The sequence below is a fragment of the Lentzea sp. NPDC051208 genome (genome assembly GCF_040682435.1).
GTDB classification, from domain to species: domain Bacteria; phylum Actinomycetota; class Actinomycetes; order Mycobacteriales; family Pseudonocardiaceae; genus Lentzea; species Lentzea kristufekii.
This window is the reverse complement of record NZ_JBFBAW010000001.1, coordinates 329,864-347,951: the sequence shown is the minus strand read 5'-3', so window position 1 is coordinate 347,951 and position 18,088 is coordinate 329,864. Positions and strand designations below refer to the sequence as shown.

General features: G+C 70.7%; 16 protein-coding genes. 8 read left to right on the top strand and 8 right to left on the bottom strand.

Annotated elements, in window-relative coordinates; translation table 11 throughout:
• Positions 1-54: 54 nt before the first annotated feature.
• From AB0M48_RS01395 to AB0M48_RS01380, 4 genes are all read left to right on the top strand, one after another.
• Positions 55-1,341 (top strand): MFS transporter, encoded by a 1,287-nt coding sequence (locus AB0M48_RS01395; protein WP_363835190.1) that lies wholly within the window; start codon positions 55-57, stop codon positions 1,339-1,341.
• Between the two features lie 253 nt (positions 1,342-1,594).
• Positions 1,595-3,874, top strand: a complete 2,280-nt coding sequence (locus tag AB0M48_RS01390) for a proprotein convertase P-domain-containing protein (protein ID WP_363835188.1) — start codon at positions 1,595-1,597, stop codon at positions 3,872-3,874.
• A gap of 79 nt (positions 3,875-3,953) precedes the next feature.
• Positions 3,954-4,394: a GNAT family N-acetyltransferase gene (locus AB0M48_RS01385; protein WP_363835187.1), complete on the top strand. Its 441-nt coding sequence runs from the start codon at positions 3,954-3,956 to the stop codon at positions 4,392-4,394.
• A gap of 314 nt (positions 4,395-4,708) precedes the next feature.
• On the top strand, positions 4,709-5,611 hold the full coding sequence (locus tag AB0M48_RS01380) for a S1 family peptidase (RefSeq protein WP_363835185.1): 903 nt from the start codon (positions 4,709-4,711) through the stop codon (positions 5,609-5,611).
• 55 nt (positions 5,612-5,666) lie between these two features.
• Here the strand turns inward: AB0M48_RS01380 and AB0M48_RS01375 are convergent, their stop codons facing one another.
• The 8 genes from AB0M48_RS01375 to AB0M48_RS01340 all read right to left on the bottom strand — a co-directional run bounded on the left by AB0M48_RS01375 (position 5,667) and on the right by AB0M48_RS01340 (position 14,154).
• Positions 5,667-7,112, bottom strand: a complete 1,446-nt coding sequence (locus AB0M48_RS01375; protein ID WP_363835184.1) for an FAD-binding oxidoreductase — start codon at positions 7,110-7,112, stop codon at positions 5,667-5,669.
• Between the two features lie 45 nt (positions 7,113-7,157).
• Complete coding sequence (locus AB0M48_RS01370) at positions 7,158-8,045, bottom strand: zinc-binding alcohol dehydrogenase family protein (protein WP_363835182.1); 888 nt, start codon at positions 8,043-8,045, stop codon at positions 7,158-7,160.
• The gene (locus AB0M48_RS01365) at positions 8,030-8,896 is read right to left on the bottom strand and encodes a dioxygenase (RefSeq protein ID WP_363835181.1); all 867 of its coding nucleotides are present in this window, start codon (positions 8,894-8,896) and stop codon (positions 8,030-8,032) included. Before AB0M48_RS01365 ends, AB0M48_RS01370 begins: the two co-directional genes overlap by 16 nt.
• A gap of 3 nt (positions 8,897-8,899) precedes the next feature.
• Positions 8,900-9,667 carry a citryl-CoA lyase gene (locus tag AB0M48_RS01360; protein ID WP_363835179.1) on the bottom strand — a complete coding sequence of 256 codons (768 nt, stop codon included), beginning with the start codon at positions 9,665-9,667 and terminating at the stop codon, positions 8,900-8,902.
• The gene (locus AB0M48_RS01355) at positions 9,654-10,790 is read right to left on the bottom strand and encodes a CoA transferase (protein ID WP_363835177.1); all 1,137 of its coding nucleotides are present in this window, start codon (positions 10,788-10,790) and stop codon (positions 9,654-9,656) included. The genes AB0M48_RS01360 and AB0M48_RS01355 overlap by 14 nt, the downstream gene beginning before the upstream one ends.
• Positions 10,790-12,208, bottom strand: coding sequence for an amidohydrolase family protein (locus tag AB0M48_RS01350; protein ID WP_363835175.1), 1,419 nt, complete (start codon positions 12,206-12,208; stop codon positions 10,790-10,792). The genes AB0M48_RS01355 and AB0M48_RS01350 overlap by 1 nt, the downstream gene beginning before the upstream one ends.
• Before the next feature lie 74 nt (positions 12,209-12,282).
• The gene (locus AB0M48_RS01345) at positions 12,283-13,089 is read right to left on the bottom strand and encodes an IclR family transcriptional regulator C-terminal domain-containing protein (RefSeq protein WP_363835173.1); all 807 of its coding nucleotides are present in this window, start codon (positions 13,087-13,089) and stop codon (positions 12,283-12,285) included.
• 90 nt (positions 13,090-13,179) lie between these two features.
• Positions 13,180-14,154, bottom strand: a complete 975-nt coding sequence (locus AB0M48_RS01340) for a TerC/Alx family metal homeostasis membrane protein (RefSeq protein ID WP_363835171.1) — start codon at positions 14,152-14,154, stop codon at positions 13,180-13,182.
• A gap of 207 nt (positions 14,155-14,361) precedes the next feature.
• Between AB0M48_RS01340 and AB0M48_RS01335 the strand changes: the two genes are divergently transcribed.
• From AB0M48_RS01335 to AB0M48_RS01320, 4 genes are all read left to right on the top strand, one after another.
• On the top strand, positions 14,362-15,369 hold the full coding sequence (locus AB0M48_RS01335) for a MerR family transcriptional regulator (RefSeq protein ID WP_363835169.1): 1,008 nt from the start codon (positions 14,362-14,364) through the stop codon (positions 15,367-15,369).
• A gap of 67 nt (positions 15,370-15,436) precedes the next feature.
• Positions 15,437-16,264, top strand: coding sequence for a CPBP family intramembrane glutamic endopeptidase (locus AB0M48_RS01330; RefSeq protein WP_363835167.1), 828 nt, complete (start codon positions 15,437-15,439; stop codon positions 16,262-16,264).
• Positions 16,261-17,385 carry a histidine kinase gene (locus AB0M48_RS01325; RefSeq protein WP_363835166.1) on the top strand — a complete coding sequence of 375 codons (1,125 nt, stop codon included), beginning with the start codon at positions 16,261-16,263 and terminating at the stop codon, positions 17,383-17,385. The genes AB0M48_RS01330 and AB0M48_RS01325 overlap by 4 nt, the downstream gene beginning before the upstream one ends.
• On the top strand, positions 17,382-18,038 hold the full coding sequence (locus AB0M48_RS01320) for a response regulator transcription factor (RefSeq protein WP_363835165.1): 657 nt from the start codon (positions 17,382-17,384) through the stop codon (positions 18,036-18,038). Before AB0M48_RS01325 ends, AB0M48_RS01320 begins: the two co-directional genes overlap by 4 nt.
• Positions 18,039-18,088: the final 50 nt, after the last annotated feature.

Genomic DNA, 18,088 nt, shown 5'->3' with positions numbered 1-18,088 from the left:
TGTTCGGCTGTTGCACCGTCGACGCAAACCTGTTCTCGTGCTTATAGTTCCGCCGTGATTTCCGTGCTGCGCGATCCCGTCTACCGGAATCTGTTCGGCGCCCAGGTCGTGGCGCTGACCGGAACGGGACTGGCGACCGTCGCGCTCGGCCTGCTGGCGTACGACCTGGCCGGGTCCGGGGCGGGCGCGGTGCTCGGCACGGCACTGGCGATCAAGATGATCGCCTACGTCACGGTGGCGCCGATCGCCACGGCGGTGCTCGGCGCGCTGCCTCGCCGGGCGGTGCTGGTGGCGCTGGACCTCGTTCGCGTCGCGGTCGCGGCGATGCTGCCGTGGGTCGGCGAGGTGTGGCAGGTCTACGTGCTGATCTTCCTGCTGCAGGCCGGATCCGCCGCGTCCACGCCGTTGTTCCAGGCGACCATTCCCGAGGTTCTTCCCGACGAACGGGAGTACACCCGCGCGATCACGTTGTCGCGCACGGCCTACGACCTGGAAAGCCTCCTCAGTCCGGCGCTCGCCGCGATGGCTCTGGCGCTGGTCAGCTTCCACGAGCTGTTCCTCGGCACCGCTCTCGGCTTCGCGGCGTCGGCCCTGCTCGTGCTCTCCGTGGCTCTACCGCGGCCGATGTCGTTGCCGCGCAAGGGTGACTGGTACGACGCCACGACCAGGGGCATCCGCATCTACCTCGCCACCCCGCGGTTGCGCGGGCTGCTCGCCGTGCACCTCGCGGCGGCGGCCGCGGGCTCGATGGTGTTCGTGAACACCGTGGCGCACGTGCGGGACGGCCTCGGCCGCGACGCGTCCGACGTCGCCGTCGCACTGGCCGCGAACGGCCTCGGATCGCTCGTCGCGGCACTCACCCTGCCCAGGCTGCTCGACCGGTTCGCGGATCGCGCCGTGGTGCTGCGCGCGGCGATTCTGCTGGTCGTCGTGCTGGTCGCTGGGACCGTGCTCGCCGGGCACTGGCAGACGTTGCTGGTGTTGTGGGCGTTGATCGGCGCCGGGTGCGCGCTGGCCCTGACGCCGGGAGCGCGTCTCCTGCGCCGCTCCGCCGATCCGGCGGACCGCCCGGCGTTGTTCGCCGCGGACTTCGCGCTGTCCCACGCCTGCTGGCTGCTCTGCTATCCGCTCGCCGGCTGGGTCGCGACGTCCGCGAGCACGGCCACGGCCTTCCTCGTTCTCGGCACGGTGACCGCGGGGGCCGCGGTGATCGCCGTGAAGTTCTGGCCCACGCACGATCCGGGAGTGGTCGAGCACGAACATCGTGACGCCGAGGGCGTTGTGTGGACGCACGCCCACGAGTTCCGCATCAACGACGAACACGTGCGCTGGCCAAGCTGACTGAAAAATGCGCCTTCAAGGCAGATCGGAACATCGTTTTCACGCCCTGCCTTTGAAAGAGCCCAACTCGTGCAAATGCGCGGCGAAATCATCGCTGCCGCGGGGAACGACATCGATGTCTCCTTCAGGCCGGGTTCTCCGGCGCCATCGCCGCACGTCGATCGTGGCGACGACCATCCGAACGACCGGATGTCGGCCGCGACTTCGACGGCTACGGTCGCGGGACCCTGCATCCCTGCGAAGGAGCCCGACTGTGCGAAGAAGAAGATCTCTGCTCGCCACAGCACTGGTGTCGTTGACCGTGGCAGCGCTGGCCGTTCCCGCCTCGGCCGCGCCCGCCGCGCTGGCCGGGTGCTCCGGCGCCAACGACGGCGACGTGGCGATCGGCGACAACACGACCGTCGAGTCGTCGATCGTCATCACCGACTGCGCCTCGGCCCCGTCCGCGACCGCCACGGTGCCGGTGAAGATCGTTCACACCTACGTCGGTGACCTCCAGGTCAGCCTGGTCGCCCCGGACGGCTCCGCCTACGTCCTGCACAACCGCTCCGGCGGTTCCGCGGACAACATCGACCAGACCTACACCGTCGACCTGTCGGGCGAGACCTCGAACGGCACGTGGAAGCTGCGGGTCAACGACAACGCGAACAACGACGTCGGCCGGATCGACGCGTGGTCGCTGAACCTCGGCGGCTCGACCCCCGCGAACGACTTCTCCGTCGCCGTCTCGCCCGCCTCCGGTTCCGTGGCGGCGGGGTCGACGGCCTCCACCACGGTCCAGACCCAGACCACGGCGGGCCAGGCGCAGACCGTCGCGCTGACCGCGACCGGCCTGCCCTCCGGCGCCACCGCGTCGTTCAGCCCCTCGTCCGTCACGACGGGCACGAACTCGACGTTGTCGATCAGCACCACGGCGTCGATCTCGTCGGGCACCTACCCGATCACGGTCCGGGCCTCGGGCGGCACGACCAAGACCGCGACCTACACGCTGACGGTCACCGGCGGCACCGGTCCGCAGATCCCGGACATCGACATCAACGCGGTCAAGGCGCACCTGTCCGCGTTCGGCACGATCGCCTCGCAGAACGGCGGCAACCGGCGTTCGACCTCGGCGGGCTACCGCGCGTCGGTGACGTACGTGAAGGACAAGCTCACCGCGGCGGGCTTCAGCGTCACCGAGCAGCCGTGCACCTCGGGCTGCACCACCGGTGCCGGTCCGAACGTGATCGCGGAGTGGCCCGGCGGCAACGCGAACAACGTCTACATGTTCGGCGCCCACCTCGACGGCGTGTCCGCGGGCCCCGGCATCAACGACAACGCCTCGGGCTCGTCGGCGCTGCTGGAGACCGCGCTCGTGCTCTCGCGCACCAACCCGTCGATGCTGAACAAGGTCCGCTTCGGCTGGTGGACCGACGAGGAGCAGGGCCTCAACGGCTCGCGCTTCTACGTCTCGCAGCTCCCGTCCACCGAGCGCACGAAGATCAAGACCTACTACAACTTCGACATGGTGGCCTCGACCAACGGCGGCTACTTCATCAACAACATCACCTCGGCGCAGTCCACGCACATGAAGGCGTACTGGGACTCCCTGGGCCTGCAGCCGGAGGAGAACACCGAGGGCCGCAACCGTTCCGACGACGCGTCCTTCACCAACGCGGGCATCCCCGCGTCCGGCTACGCCATGGGTGCGAGCGCCCGCAAGACCGCGGCGCAGGCGACGAAGTGGGGCGGTACCTCGGGTGCCGCGTTCGACCCCTGCTACCACGCGTCGTGCGACACCGTCGCGAACATCAGCGACACGCACCTCAACCGCGCTGTCGACGGCATCGCCTACACCCTGTGGAAGTCGGCCGTCGGCACCGGTACGCCTGGCGCGGACTTCTCCGTGTCGGTGTCGCCGACGTCCGGTTCGGTGGCGGCGGGCTCGTCCGTCTCGGCCACCGTCGGCACCGCCACGGTCAGCGGTGACCCGCAGACCGTGCAGCTGTCCGCGTCCGGACTCCCTTCCGGCGCAACGGCTTCGTTCAGCCCGGCGTCCGTCCAGACAGGATCGAGCTCGACGCTGACCATCAGCACCACGGCGTCCGTCGCGGCGGGCACCTATCCGGTGACGATCACGGCGGCCGGCTCGGCCTCCCGCACGGCCACCTACTCGCTGACCGTCACGGGCGGCGGTGGTGGCAGTTGCACCGGCACCAACCCCACCGACGTCCCCATCCCGGACGCGGGCGCCGCGGTCGACAGCGACGTCGTGATCTCCGGGTGTTCCGCGACGCCGTCCGCCAGTTCGGTGGTGACGGTGCGGATCGTCCACCCGTACGTGGGTGACCTGACGGTGGCCCTGATCGCGCCGGACGGCTCGTCGTACACGCTGCACAACCGCTCGGGTGGTTCCGCGGACAACATCGACCGCACCTTCACGGCGAACGTCGCGGGCGAGAGCGCCAACGGCACGTGGAAGCTCCGCGTCCGCGACCTCGCGGCGTCCGATGCCGGCACGATCGACACGTGGGGCATCAACCTGACCCCGTAGGGCCCATGACAAGTGGCCTCTTGGTTTACCCCTGCACTGGGTATTCTGAGAGGCCACTTGGTCGGTCAACATCGGCAGCATGACCACTCAGAACACCCTCGCGGTCGCCGAGCTGGACGGCGCGGACACCGCCCTCGCCTTCGACGCGATGCGCGAGCTGCGCCCGCACCTCACCGACGCCGACGAGTTCGTCGAGCTCGTGCGCGCCCAGCGGCGGGAGGGTTACCGGATCGCCGCCTCGTTCGACGCGGACGGCCGGGTCGTCGCGGTGGCGGGGTTCCGGCACATGACCAACCTCTACGCCGGGTCGCACCTCTACATCGACGACCTGAGCACGCTGCCGTCCGCCCGCGGGCAGGGCCACGCGAGTGCGCTGCTGCGGTGGGTGGACGAGGAGGCCCGCCGCCTGGGTTGCGCGGGCGTGCACCTCGACTCCGGGACGCCGAGGCACGACGCGCACCGCCTCTACCTGGCGTCGGGCTTCGTCATCCCCGCGTTCCACTTCGCCAAGAGCCTCTGAAACTGCGTCGCCCCCACACCTTGCAGGGCGCCGCTGCCCAGCACGCAGACCACGGTGATCGTGTCGGCGGACCCCGGCCAGCACCATCACGAGCGGCGCGCCGAGGTTCCAGCGGGTTCGCCGCCAGCGACCGGACGACCACGGCGGCGAGCAACAGCGAGTTCAGGCCCTCGTCCTCGCGTGTATGTCCTAAGAGGACATCCGCAGGCGTCCGCCGATCGTCCTGTGTCCGGCGATTCACCTAAACCGGAACGCGGCGCTGTACGTACTCCCAGACAGGAGCGGATCTCGATCCGGTAACGAGAGGGCGCCACATGCGCAAACACCACGACGACAACCGCCGGGCGAAGGTGATCGCCGGCGCCATCGGGCTCGTGGCCGTGGCGATCACCGCCGCGACGTTCACCGCGAGCCAGGCGGCGCCGGAGCAGCGCACGGCGCCCGAGCAGGCCACCGAGACGTTGCGGGAGAAGGCGTCCGTTCCGGGCACCGCGTGGGCCGTCAACCCGTCGACGAACGAGGTCCTGGTCACCGCCGACAGCACCGTGACCGGCGCCAAGTGGGACGACCTGGTGTCCACGGTGAAGGGCATGGGCGCCGGGGTGAGGCTGCAACGCACCGAGGGCACGTTCAGGCTGTTCGCCGAGGGTGGCGACGGGATCTTCGCCGGCAACAGCCGCTGCTCGCTCGGCTTCAACGTCGTCACGGACGACGGCCGTCCCGGCATCCTCACCGCCGGCCACTGCACGTCCGCGGGCAGGCAGTTCTCCCTGACCCCTGGCGGCCGGGCCGCCGCGACCGTCGCGCGTTCGACGTTCCCCGGCAACGGCGACTTCGCCCTGCTCACCTACAACAACCGCAACGCCGACGCGCCCAGCGAGGTCGACACGGGCAACGGCCGCAAGGTGCGGATCCAGCGCGCCGCCGAGGCGCGGGCCGGCACGCAGGTCCAGCGGATGGGCAGCACGACGGGACTGCGCGCCGGTCGGGTCACCGGGCTCAACGCGACCGTCAACTACCCGGAGGGACGCGTCACCGGTCTCATCCAGACGACCGTGTGCGCGGAGGGCGGCGACAGCGGCGGGCCGCTCTTCACCGCCAACGGCAACGCGATCGGCCTGACCTCGGGCGGCAGCGGCGACTGCCGCAGCGGCGGCGTGACGTTCTTCCAGCCCGTCACCAGGGCGCTCGCCGCGGTGGGCGCCCGCATCCCCTGATCGTCAGGCGGCGTCCCGCCTGCTCACGGGACGCCGCCTGATCCCGGCCGGAGTGTCACCCGGACACGGCCTGCGCGAAGGCGAACACGTGGTCCGGGTCGTACTTGGCGGCGACCTCCTTCAGGCGGGGGAGGTTGCCGCCGTAGTACGCCTGCGCCCACTGCGGCATCTGGGGGTCGATGTAGTTGACGTACCCGGCGTCGCCGACCAGCGCGCCCAGTCCGTCGCGGATGGTCGCCAGGGTCCCGCGCGCCTGCTCGGCGGCCTCGGGCGGCGTCTTGAGGTAGATCTGCACGTTCGCGAGAGCCTTGCGGTGCGGGAACGCGGTCCCGTCCGGCGCGACGCCGGCCACCGCGCCGCCGAGACCGTCGAAGATCAGGTACGTCTCGTCGGACTGGCCCGCCAGCAGGTCGACGGCCTGCGCGGGGTCGCTGATCGGCTCACGCACGATGCGCGACGACGCCACGGCCGACTCACGGGCGATCGGACCACCCGCGAAGTACCGCGTGGCCTCCGCGTAGGTCTGGGCCTGGATGAACCGCTGCGCCGGCGCCGGCAACTTGTTCACCAGCGCGGCGAGCCCGCCGACAGAGCCGATGAAGCACCCGCCGATCTTGCAGCTCGGCCGGCCGCCACCCCGCACCACGACGTTGGACCACAGTTCGTCCGGCGCCTCGGCGATCCAGGTCTGCCACGCGCCCAGCGCGTCCGCCGCGGCACCGGCCGGATAGGACAGCGAGAACACGGTGACGTCCGGCGCGGGCACCGTGGAGAACACGAACTCGGTGACGATCCCGAAGTTGCCCCCGCCACCACCGCGCAGGGCCCAGAACAGGTCGGGCTCCTGCTGGGCGGACGCGGTGACCAGTTGCCCGGAGGCGGTCACCACCGTCGCCGACACCAGGTGATCGCACGTCAGCCCGTACTTGCGCGACAGCACGCCGATACCGCCGCCCATCGTGAGGCCGGCGACGCCGACGGACGGGCACGTGCCGGTCGGCAGGCACCGGCCGGAGGCCACCAGCTTCCTGGCCACGTCGCCGAGAGCGGCACCGGACCCGACGCGGACCTGGTCACCCGGCAGCACCTCGACGCCGGCCAGCTCGCGCACGTCGACCTGCAGGCCACCGGCCGGCGACGAGTACCCGGCGTAGCTGTGACCTCCGCTGCGGGCGGCGATGGCCACGCGTCCCCGTGCCGCCTCGACGCACGCCTGCACGTCCGCGGCGGAGGCGACCTCGGCGACGGCGGCGGGCTTACGGCCGTCCCACACGGGGTTGAAGCCCTGGTAGGCGAACCCGTCGTCGCCGGCCAGCACGAGCTGCCCGGAAAGCCGGGAGCGCAAAGCGGTCCAGTCCGGCGGTCCACTCGGAACGGACGAACTGGACGGTGGCGGCACCGGGGTGGGGGTCGTGGTGGGGGAGGAACAGGCGGCGAGCGCCGCGCTCGCACCGGCCAGGCCCGCGACCTTCAGAAATCCGCGTCGATCCACGTGATCCATGCTGGCACGCCATGATCAGCTCCGCATTCCGTGGCGGTGCGGGAACTACATGGCCAGCACGACCCGGCCGTGCGCGGTGCGGTGCCAGGCGTCGGTGACGTCGGCCAGGGGCACCACCTCGTGGTCGACGGTGAGCGCGCCCGCCGCCGCGTGCCCGGCGATCACGGAGATGGCGTCGGCCCGCTGTCGTGCGGTCAGTTCGTTGTTGGTGTAGCCGGACAGGCGCAACGACCGGCTGCGCAACGTGGACGACGTGATCGGGCTCGTCTCGCCCGCCGACCCGCCGAGGTTCACCCACCGGCCGCCGGGACGCAACGCCTGGGCGGCCGCGGCGGCGGGAGCCCCGAACAGCGGGTCGATCAGCAGGTCGGCGCCCTGGGCGGCCTCGGCCACGTCCTCCAGCGGCACCACGACGTCCGCTCCCACCCGCACCGCCCGTGCACGTGCTTCCTCCGAACGGGCGGCGGCCACCACCCGTCCGGCACCGGCGAGCCGGGCGAGCTGGATCGCGGCCTGGCCAACGGCGCCGCAGCCGAGCACGACCACGGACTCGCCGGGCGACAGACTGCTCAACGCCCTGTGCGCGGCGACGGCGGACAGCCCGAGCGCGGCCATCACGACCGGGTCGACGTCCGGCAGGAACACGAGGTCTTCCTCCCGTGCCACCGCCTTCGCGGCCATGCTCCCGTCACCGGGAGCCATCCCGGCGCTGGTGGGGAACCACACCGTCCGCCCGCTGACGGTCCCGATCCCCTGCACCCCGGGCACATAAGGCGTCGCGGGCACGCCGAAGTAGGACGTGCCGCTGGCGCACAAGCGATCCAGCGGGGTGATGGGCGCGGCGAGGACGTCCACTACGACCTCGCCGGAGGGCTCGTCCCGGTCAACGAGCGACGGGGGCTGACCGGGACGAACGACTACCGCGGCGCGCACGGCTGCAACACGAAGTCGAACTCGGCGAGAACCCACGGCACCTCGGACGTGCCGCCGTCCGGCGTCGGACCGGGCTCGCGGGGCTGGAACCTGACCACGAGCTCCTGCTTGGTGCCGAACACGACGTCGCTGTCGAGGTACTCGGCGCCCTCCTCGAACAGGTGCGTGATCAGCGGCTCGTGCCCCTCGGCGGTGAGCAGGAAGTGCACGTGCGCCGGCCGGAAGTGGCTGATCGCGGTCTGCCCGATCAACGCGCCGACCGGCCCGTCCATCGGGATCGCGTACCCCTTCGGCGTGATCGTGCGGACGCAGTAGGTGCCGTCCGGTTCGGCCCGGTACTTCGCGCGCAACCGCGCCTCGTCCACTTCGAGCTGCGCCTCGTACGCGCCCTCGGCGTCGGCCTGCCAGACGTCCAGCACGGCGCCGGGCACCGGCGAACCGTCCAGCGAACGCACGGTTCCGGTGAGGTAGAGCGGGGTTCCGTCCACGTCGTCGGACATGTCACCGCCGAAGCCGAGCTCGGGGGAGCCGTCGATGTGGAACGGCCCGAGCACGGTCGCCGGTGTCGCACCCGCGTCGAACCGGTGGTTCATCTGCACGACCAGCATGCTCAGGCCGAGCACGTCCGAGGCCAGGATGAACTCCTCGCGCTTGGCGTCGCTGATCTGCCCGGTCGCGGTGAGCCACCCGATCGCGGCCATCCACTCGGCCTCGGTGAGCCGCACCTCGCGGGCGAAGTCGTGCAGGTGCCGGATGAGCGCGGTCATGAGCTGCGCGGTCCGCGGGTCCTTCGCGGTGGCCCAGCGCTGCTCGGCGAGCGCGGTGATGTTGTCCTCGGTGACGAGCTGCATTGCTCACTCCTCGACAGGCGCGACGGACCTGGTGTTCGTGTCCACGGACAGGAAGATCTGGTTGGCGACGGGGTTGCGCAGCTCCTCGGCGAGCTGCCCGATCAGACCGGCGGTGCGGGCCAGCAACGCGAAGCCCCGCAGCAACTCCAGTGGCAGGCCGAGGTCGGCGAGCACCGCGCCGCACGTGCCGGCGCCGTTGAGGGGCAACGTCCTGCCGAGCACCTGCGGGTGCACGCGGCCGATCGCGGCGAACAACGAGAGGTGCGGTCCGACCAGGCCTTCCTCCTCGGCGATCTCGAACAGGCGCGGGGTGCGGGGATCGCCGTTCTTGTGCACGTGGTGACCGAGCCCGGGAACGCGGGCTTTTCCTTGCGCCTGGAGGGTTTCCAGCGCGAGTGCGTCCCAGTCCTCGCGAGGCGCCTGGGCGGTGACCACGGCGTTGAGGAACCGGCCGGCGTCCTCGGTGACACCGAGGAACCGCGAACCGCCGCCGAGCAGTCCCGCCGCCAGCGCGCCCTGCACGGAGTCGGGGGCGGACAGGAACGTCAGGCGGCTGACGATGGCGGTCGGCGTGAACCCGTGGTCGGCGAGGGCGGCCAGCACCGCCTCGAACAGCCGCGTCTCGCCGGGGCTCGGCCTGCGCTGGGTGGCGAGCCAGAACGCCAGCTCACCGAACCCGACGGTGCCCATCACGTCACGCGCGAGGTCCTGGCCCAGCAACGTGATGGTGTCGGTCGTGGACGCACCGAGCGCCGTTTCATAGACCGTCACGGTCCTCCTTCAGCCATGCGCGCAGCTCTTCGCCGTGCTCGTCGAGATCTGGTGGCGGCAACCGGTAGACCGCCGGTGTCTCCGAGAAGCGGATCGGGTGCCGGGTCGTCGGCACGTCCCCGACCACCACGACGGGGTCGAGCCCGAACCGTTCGGCCATCGCGAACCCGCCGTCGATCGTGTTGATCGGCCCGCACGGCACCCCGGCCGCCACGAGCAGGTCGAACCACTCGACGGCGCCGCGGTTCCGGAGCCGTTCCACCAGGATCGGCCGCAGTTCCCCGCGGTGTCGCGTGCGGTCGGCGTTGCGGGCGAACCGCGGGTCGTCCGGCACCTCGGGCAGCTCCAGGACCTCGCACAGCCGCCGGAACTGGCCGTCGTTGGCCGCCGCGACGATGAGGTCGTTGTCCGCGGTCGGCAACGGCTCGTAGGGGAACACGCTGGGGTGCGCGTTGCCCATCCGGAACGGCACGACGCCGCCCGCGGCGAACGCCGAGCTGTGGTTGACCAGACCGGTCAGCGCCGACGACAGCAGGTTCACCTCGACGAGCTGGCCCTGCCCCGTCGAGTCGCGGTGGCGCAGCGCGGCGAGGATGCCGATGACGGCGTGGTTGCCCGCCATCACGTCGAACACCGAGATGCCCGCGCGGTACGGCGGCCCGTCCGGATCACCGGTCAGGCTCATCAACCCGGAGATCGCCTGCACCATCAGGTCGTAGCCGGGAACGTGGCTGCCCTCCCCGGACCCGAACCCCGTGATCGACGCGTAGATCACCCGCGGGTTCGACGCGCTGACCGAGGCGTGGTCGAGACCGTACTTGGCGAGGCCACCGGGCTTGAAGTTCTCGATCACCACGTCCGCGCGCCGGGCGAGTTCCCGTCCCAGCGCGGCGTCGTCCTCGGAGCGCAGGTCGAGCGCGATCGACCGCTTGCCCCGGTTGACGCCCAGGTAGTAGGTCGAGACGTCGTCGCGGACGGGCGGCATCCACGTGCGGGTCTCGTCGCCGCCCGGTCCCTCGACCTTGACGACCGAGGCACCCATGTCGGCCAGCAGCATGGTCGCGTACGGGCCCGCCAGCACGCGCGAGAAGTCGGCGACGAGCAGGCCTTCGAGTGGGCCCATCAGACGGACGTCCGGGTGTCGCCGCGGTACTCGGTGTAGGTGTAGGGGTTGTCCAGCACCTTGGACTCCGGGATGTCGGGGTTCATGCCCTTCGCCCACGCCTCCTCGCCGAGTTGCGCCCGCAGGTGGTCGACGGTGTCCGACACCCGGGCGCGGATGGAGCCGAGGTCGACGCCGACGAGCTTGTGGTCGCGCTTCACGATCCGGCCGTCGACGAGCACGGTGTCCACATCGGACCGTTGCGCCTGGAACGCCACGTGCCCGTACGGGTTGAGGATCGGGAACATCGCGGGGGAGTCCTCGTTGCGCAGCAGCACGATGTCGGCCTTCTTGCCGACTTCGAGGCTGCCGAGGTCCGCGTCGCGTCCCAACGCCCGTGCGCCACCCATCGTCGCCCACTGCACGACCTGCTCGGCCCGCAACGACGAGTGCGTGACGGTGTCGTTGGTGGCGTGCGCGGCCATGTGCTCGCGGGCCCTGTCGGCACCGAGCGTCGCGCGCATCGCGGAGAACAGGTCGCCGCTCCACCACACCGACGTGTCCATCGACAGCGACACCGGGATGCCGTGCTCGCGGATCGCCCAGGTGGGCGGGTAACCCTGGCCCGCGCTCTGCTCGCTCTCGGTCGACACGGAGATCGAGCCGCCGGTCGCCGCGATGCGGTGGTAGGAGTCGGCGGACAACGTCGCCGCGTGCACGTAGATCGACTGCGGGGTCATGAAGCCGTTGTCGTGCATCAGCCTGATGCCGTCGTCGTTCGTCGCACCCCACACGCCCGCGTGCGTCGTGACGGGGACGCCGAGCTCCCGCGCGACCTCGAAAGCGGCCTTCTCGGGGAACGACGGGTCGCCCGTGACGTCGAACGCGAGCTGGAAGCCCAGCATGTCGTCGCCGGTGATGCGGCGGGAGACGAAGTCCCGGAACTCGGGCGTGGCGGTCCAGGCGGCGGGGCTGTCCTGGATGTTGCCGTAGGCCAGCACGAACCGGCCCGGCACCGCCTGCAGCGCGTCGACGGCGGCGTCGGCGTGGTCGGTGGTCTGCAGGCCGTGCGACCAGTCGACGGTCGTGGTGACACCGGCGTCGAGCGCCTCGGCCGCACCGAGGAGGTTGCCGGCGTGGACGTCCTCGGGCCGGAAGACCTTGCCCCACTCCAGGTAGTACCAGACGAAGTACTGCGTGAGCGTCCAGTCGGCGCCGTAGCCGCGCATCGCCGTCTGCCACAGGTGCCGGTGCGTGTCGATCATGCCCGGCATGACGATGCCGTTCGTGGCGTCGATCTCGACGGTCCCCTCCGGCACCTCCAGCCGGGGCCCGATCGCGGCGATCCGGTCGTCGGCGACGAGGACGTCGTGATCGACGAGCGGCTGGCGGCCGTCCATGGTCAGGACAGTGCCGTTTCTCAGGACGACGGAACCCATCGGGAACTCCCCTGACCGTCTGGCGGACAGGTGTCCGTTGAATCGTCAACCTTCGACGGCCGCTGGTCAACCCCTCAGGACGCGACGACCTCGTGCGGTACCGAGCCGAGCCGGGCGAAGTCGGCGCTGATCTCGCCCGCGACCTGCAGCAGGAGGGGCAGGTGGTGCTCGACCATGTGCTCGACCGACGTCTCGGACGCGTGGCAGTTGACGTTGATCCCGGCCACGACCTTGCCGGTCCCGTCGCGCAGCGGCGCCGCGACCGACCGGATGCCCAGCGCGAGCTGCTCGTCGGTCAACGCCCACCCGCGCGCCCGGACGTCGCGCAGCTCGGCGTCGCGCTCGGCCGCGTGCGGCTGCCAGCGCGACGTCAGCCCGGACCGGGTCGGCTGCGCGAGCACGGCCTCCAGCTCGTCCGGCGCCAAGGCGGCGAGCTGCACCTTCCCCAGTGACGTCGGCAGAGCCGGGAACCTCGTGCCGATCTGCACGGACAGCGTGACGATCTTCGGCACGGCCACCCGTGCGACGTAGATGATGTCCGGCCCGTCGAGCTGCGCGATCGACACGGACTCGTTGGTGCGGGCGCACAGCCGTTCCATGTGCGGGCGGGCGACGTCCCACAGGCCCATCGACCGCACGTACGCGACGCCGAGGTCGAGCACGCGCGGGGTGAGCGCGAAGCCGGCCTCGCTCTGCCGCACGTACCCGAGCTCGGCGAGCGTGAGCAGGATGCGGCGCGTGGTCGGCCGCGCGAGCCCGGTGGCCGAGGCGACCTCGCTGAGCGTCATCACCGGGCGCAACGGCCGGAACGCGCGGATCACGTCCAGGCCGCGGGCGAGCGCCTCGATGAAGTCGGGGCCGGTGTCAGGGCGAGCAGGCATGTGCCCACGATATCGGACACTTGTCCGTGGAGCGGCCGACGACCTGTGGCCGAAGCCCACAGGTCGTCCGCGAAGCCGCGACCGCCGAACTCAGGGCCCGGAGACCGCTTCTTCCTTTCGGCGGGACCGCAGGCTGGTCAGGGTGACGATGCCCAGCGTCGCGACGATGACGCCCAGAGAGACCGGGGTCGGGATCGTCGGCACGGCCGGCCACACGCCGTGCGCCCAGTGCAGCACCAGCTTCACCCCGATGAACGCCAGGATGATCGCGAGACCGTGGTTGAGGTGCACGAGCTTGGCGAGCAACGACTGCAGCACGAAGTACAGCGCCCGCAGGCCGAGCAGCGCGAACGCGTTGGTGGTGAACACGAGGTACGGGTCCTCGGTGATGCCGTACACCGCCGGCACCGAGTCGATCGCGAACACGACGTCGGTCGCGAAGATCGCCACCACCACGATCGCGAGCGGGGTGAGAGCCCTCCGGCCGTTCTCGCGGACGGTCATCCTGGTGCCGCGGTAGTCGTCGGTGACCGGCATCAGCCTGCGCAGCAGCCGCACCGACAGCATCTTCGAGGTGTCCTTCGCGGCCGGCTCACCGGCGAGGGCCGAGTGCAGGATCTTCAGCGCCGAGGCGAACAGGACCAGTCCGAACACCAGGAACGCCCAGGTCCCCGCCGACAGCATCGCCGCGCCGGCCGCGATGAAGATGCCGCGCAGCACCAACGCGCCGACGATGCCGTAGAGCAGCACGCGTTGCTGGATCTCCGCCGGCACGCTGAACGCGGCGAGCAGCAGCATGAAGACGAACAGGTTGTCGACCGAGAGGGATTTCTCCACCACGAACCCGGTGACGAACTCCAGCGACTGACCGCTGCCGAACTCGAACCACAGCCAGAGGCCGAACACCAGCGGCAGCGCCAGGTAGAAGACGGACCAGCCCGCAGCCTCCTTGACCGACACCTCGTGCGGGCGGCGGGTCACCAGGAAGTCCACCACCAGCAGGACGAGCAACGCCGCGATGCTCACGAACCACAGACCGGGCGACGCCACGGATTGCACGGGCACAGAGCCTCCTCGAACATGATCGTTCGAGGTCTCCTTCACCCGGCGCGGGTGGCCTCCCGAGGACACCTCGGGATGTCCGTACTGACCGGGCAGGCGCTTGGGAAGTACTCCCCTCGCCGCAGAGCATAGGTAAAGGATTGGTAATGCTCAAGTAAGTCGATCGTGTGGGTTGCATCTCAAGCCGCTTGAGGTCCGATAGTGGCCCTCATGAACAACACCAGGCTGTACGCGATCGGAGAGGTGGCGCGCCGGACCGGGCTGAGCGTCAGCGCCATCCGGTTCTACTCCGACGAGGGGATCGTGACCCCCGCCGAGGTCACCGCGGCCGGGCACCGGCTCTACGACGTCCACGCGATCGCCCGGCTGGAGTTCGTCAGCACGTTGCGCGAACTGGACGCGGGGCTCGACGACATCCGGCGGCTGCTGGACGGCCGCGTGACGCTCTCCGAGCTCGCCACCGCGCACCTGTCCCGTCTGGACGAGCAGGCCCGGCGCATCCGGTCGAGGCGGGCGGTGCTGCGGACGATCGCCCGTCAGCACACCGAGGCAGAACAGGTGATCCTCATGCACAAGCTGGTCGGGATGTCCGACGAGGAGCGCGATCGGCTGTTCGACGACTTCTGGAACGAGATCAGCGAGGGCCTCCAGATCAGCCCCGAGTTCCTCGAGCTCATGCGCAACGGCCCTCTGGTCCTGCCGGACGAGCCGGCCACCGAACAGCTGGAGGCGTGGATCGAGCTGGCGAACCTCCTGCAGGACGCGGACTTCCGCCGTGAGGTGAAGAAGGCGTTGCGGGAGACCTTCTCCGGGCCCGCCGCCGCGATGATGACGTCGGCGGAGATGGTGGGCGCGTTCCAACGGGGAGGCGAGATCTTCGTGCGGGCGCAGGAGGCGCAGCAGGCCGGTGAGCCGGCGGACTCGCCGCTGGGGCGCGAGATCGCCGGTCTCTACGCGGCTCACCTGGGGGAGATCACCGAGACCCCGGACAGCCGTGAGTACCGCGAGAAGCTGGCGGCCGACGTGCTCGACATCGAACGGCTGCACCTGGAGTCGATCGAGGAGGCCGCCACGTCCACCGATCCGTACACCCGGTACCAGTCGCTGGTGGCGATCATCGACGGGACCGCGAAGGAGGCCGCCGAGTTCATGCCGTTCGCCTGGCTGTCCGCGGCACTCAAGGCGTCTGCATCTCCAAGCGACCCCGTGTCCCCCTAGCGAGCTACACGCGAATGTCCACCGCACGGTGACGTTCCGGAGGCGCGAAATCCCTAACGTTCCGGCCATGCGATTTCTGAAGCAGTTTCTCCTGGTAGCGGCCGTCTCGTTCGTGGGTGCCACCGGTGTGCAGGCGCTGGGGTGGAACGCGCCGCTCACCCTGGTCACCGGTGTCGTCGCGGCCGCGCTGGCACTGGCCACGTACGCCTGGGTGGTGCGCAAGACCGAACGCCGGGAGCCCACCGAGGTCTCGCTCAAGATCGCCGCGGGGGCTCTGGGCCGCGGTGTCCTCGTCGGACTCGCGATGTTCGGGGCGGTGATCCTGAACATCACCTTCCTCGGCGGGTACGAGGTGCGCGGCTGGGGTTCGGTGTCCGGCACGATCGCGATCTTCGGGTTCATGGTCGCCGTCGCGGTGACCGAGGAGCTGATGTACCGCGGCATCGTGTTCCGCATCGTCGAGGAGCACCTCGGCACGTGGCTCTCCCTTGTCCTGAGTGGACTGGTGTTCGGCTTCGCGCACATCTTCAACCCGAACGCCACGGTGTGGAGCTCGCTCGCCATCGCGATCGAGGCGGGGCTCATGCTCGGCGCCGCGTACGTGGCCACGCGCAACCTGTGGGTGCCGATCGGGGTGCACTTCGCGTGGAACTTCGCCCAGGGCGGCATCTTCAGCACGAGCGTCTCCGGCCAGGACGCGCCGCAGGGGCTGCTGGACGGCGTCACGTCCGGTCCCGCGCTCGTCACCGGCGGGGCGTTCGGGCCGGAGGCGAGCGCGTACTCGGTGCTGGCCGGCCTGGTCGTCACGGCGGTGTTCCTGTGGCTCGCGAAGCGCCGCGGCAACATCATGCCGCGCCGTGGCCGCACCGCGCCGGCCGCTACTCTCGCCGCGTGATCAGCCTTCAGCGGTGGCGCGCCTGGGACGTTCGCGTCCAGGACGCGCCACTGGCGTTGCTGCTCGTGCTGGCATCGCTGGTGCCCGCGTTGCACGACAAGGGCACCCAGCTCGGCGGGCTGCCGAACCGGCCGTTCGACGCCCTCGCGATCGCGGTGATCGCGTTGGAGTGCCTGCCGCTGGTCGTCCGCCGGAAGTGGCCTCTCGTCTGCCTCGCGGTGGTGTCGGTCGCGTTCGCCGTCGACCAGTTGCGCGGCTACCACACCGTCGCCGGCACGGCCCTGTCGATCGCGTTGATCAGCGCGGGGCTGCACCTGTCGCACCACCGGCGTGCCACCGTGATCGCGCTCTCCACCGGGTACGCCGGGCTGGCCGTCGCGCTGGACCTGAACGGAGCCACGGAAGGCGTGGCCGGGTTCGCCACGTTCTACCTGGCGGTGGCCGCCCTGTGGGCGATCGGCGCGTGGCTGCGGCTCTCGCGCACCGCCGAGGAGGAACGCCGCCGGCACGTCGCCGCGGCGACCCGTGTCGCGGAACGGACCTTGATCGCCCGCGAGCTCCACGACGTGGTGACCCACCACGTGACCGCGATGGTGGTGCAGGCGGAGGCCGCGCGGTACCTCACCGCGGCCCCCGACCGGCTGGACCAGACGTTGCAGGCGATCACCGACACCGGCCGGCGGTCGCTGACCGACCTGCGGCACCTGCTGGACCTGCTGAACCCCGACCACAGCACGGAAACGCTCGGAGACCTGCGCACGCTCGTCGAGCAGACCCGGCTGGCAGGGCAGCCCGTGGAGTTCGCGGAGGAGGGCGAGGCGACGCGCGACGCGGGCAGCGCCGAGGCCGTCGCGTACCGGGTCGTGCAGGAGGCGCTGACGAACGCGTTGAAGTACGCGCACGGCAAACCGACGAACGTGCACGTGCGTTATGGCGAAAGGGAGATCACCGTGGAGGTGGGTACCGAGGGCGCGAGGTCGTCCACGGCGGTCGGAGGCAGCGGCCGCGGTCTGGCGGGGCTGCGTGAGCGCGTCGACGTGCTGGGTGGCGAGTTCTCGGCGGGACAACGCGACGGCGGGTTCGTGGTCAGGGCGCGCATTCCCGCGGGGAACCCGGCGTGACCGCACCGGTTCGCGTGCTGGTGTGCGACGACCAGGCGCTCATCCGCACCGGGTTCGCCACGATCATCGACGCCCAGCCGGACCTCGAGGTCGTGGGGGAGTGCGGGGACGGGCGCGCGGCGGTCGAGCTCGCCGGCAGACTGAACCCGGACGTCGTCGTGATGGACGTGCGGATGCCGGTGCTCGACGGCATCGGCGCGACCCGGCTGCTCGCGGGCGCCGGCGTCCCCGACCCCGTCAAGGTCCTCGTGGTCACGACGTTCAACCTCGACGAGTACGTCTACGAGGCGCTGCGGGCCGGTGCGAGCGGGTTCCTGCTCAAGGACGCGCCACCGGCCCAGCTGCTGCACGGCATCCGGACCGTGGCGAGCGGTGCCGCCCTGCTCGCGCCGGAGGTGACCCGGCAGCTCGTCGGCAGGTACGCGGCGCGCATCCGGCCCGCCGGGGAGCTCGCCGAGACCCAGCTGGCGCCGCGGGAGCTCGAGGTCCTCCGGCTGATCGCGGAGGGCCTGTCGAACAGCGAGATCGCCGCGGCCCTGGTGATCAGCCAGGAGACGGTGAAGACGTACGTGTCGCGCATCCTCACCAAACTCGACCTGCGCGACCGGGTGCAGGCCGTCGTCTACGCCTATCGCCGCGGCCTGGTCACCTAGCGTCTTACCGGGTGATTACAAGACGTGACTTGGTCGTCACGAAGCGATAG

Bases quoted from the DNA above. Each gene is read 5' to 3' on its own strand.
- AB0M48_RS01345 (WP_363835173.1), bottom strand. From the start codon at position 13,089: ATGCCTGCTCGCCCTGACACCGGCCCCGACTTCATCGAGGCGCTCGCC.
- AB0M48_RS01380 (WP_363835185.1), top strand. From the start codon at position 4,709: ATGCGCAAACACCACGACGACAACCGCCGGGCGAAGGTGATCGCCGGC.
- AB0M48_RS01375 (WP_363835184.1), bottom strand. From the start codon at position 7,112: ATGGATCACGTGGATCGACGCGGATTTCTGAAGGTCGCGGGCCTGGCC.
- AB0M48_RS01365 (WP_363835181.1), bottom strand. From the start codon at position 8,896: ATGCAGCTCGTCACCGAGGACAACATCACCGCGCTCGCCGAGCAGCGC.
- AB0M48_RS01330 (WP_363835167.1), top strand. From the start codon at position 15,437: ATGCGATTTCTGAAGCAGTTTCTCCTGGTAGCGGCCGTCTCGTTCGTG.
- AB0M48_RS01350 (WP_363835175.1), bottom strand. From the start codon at position 12,208: ATGGGTTCCGTCGTCCTGAGAAACGGCACTGTCCTGACCATGGACGGC.
- AB0M48_RS01385 (WP_363835187.1), top strand. From the start codon at position 3,954: ATGACCACTCAGAACACCCTCGCGGTCGCCGAGCTGGACGGCGCGGAC.
- AB0M48_RS01335 (WP_363835169.1), top strand. From the start codon at position 14,362: ATGAACAACACCAGGCTGTACGCGATCGGAGAGGTGGCGCGCCGGACC.
- AB0M48_RS01355 (WP_363835177.1), bottom strand. From the start codon at position 10,790: ATGGGCCCACTCGAAGGCCTGCTCGTCGCCGACTTCTCGCGCGTGCTG.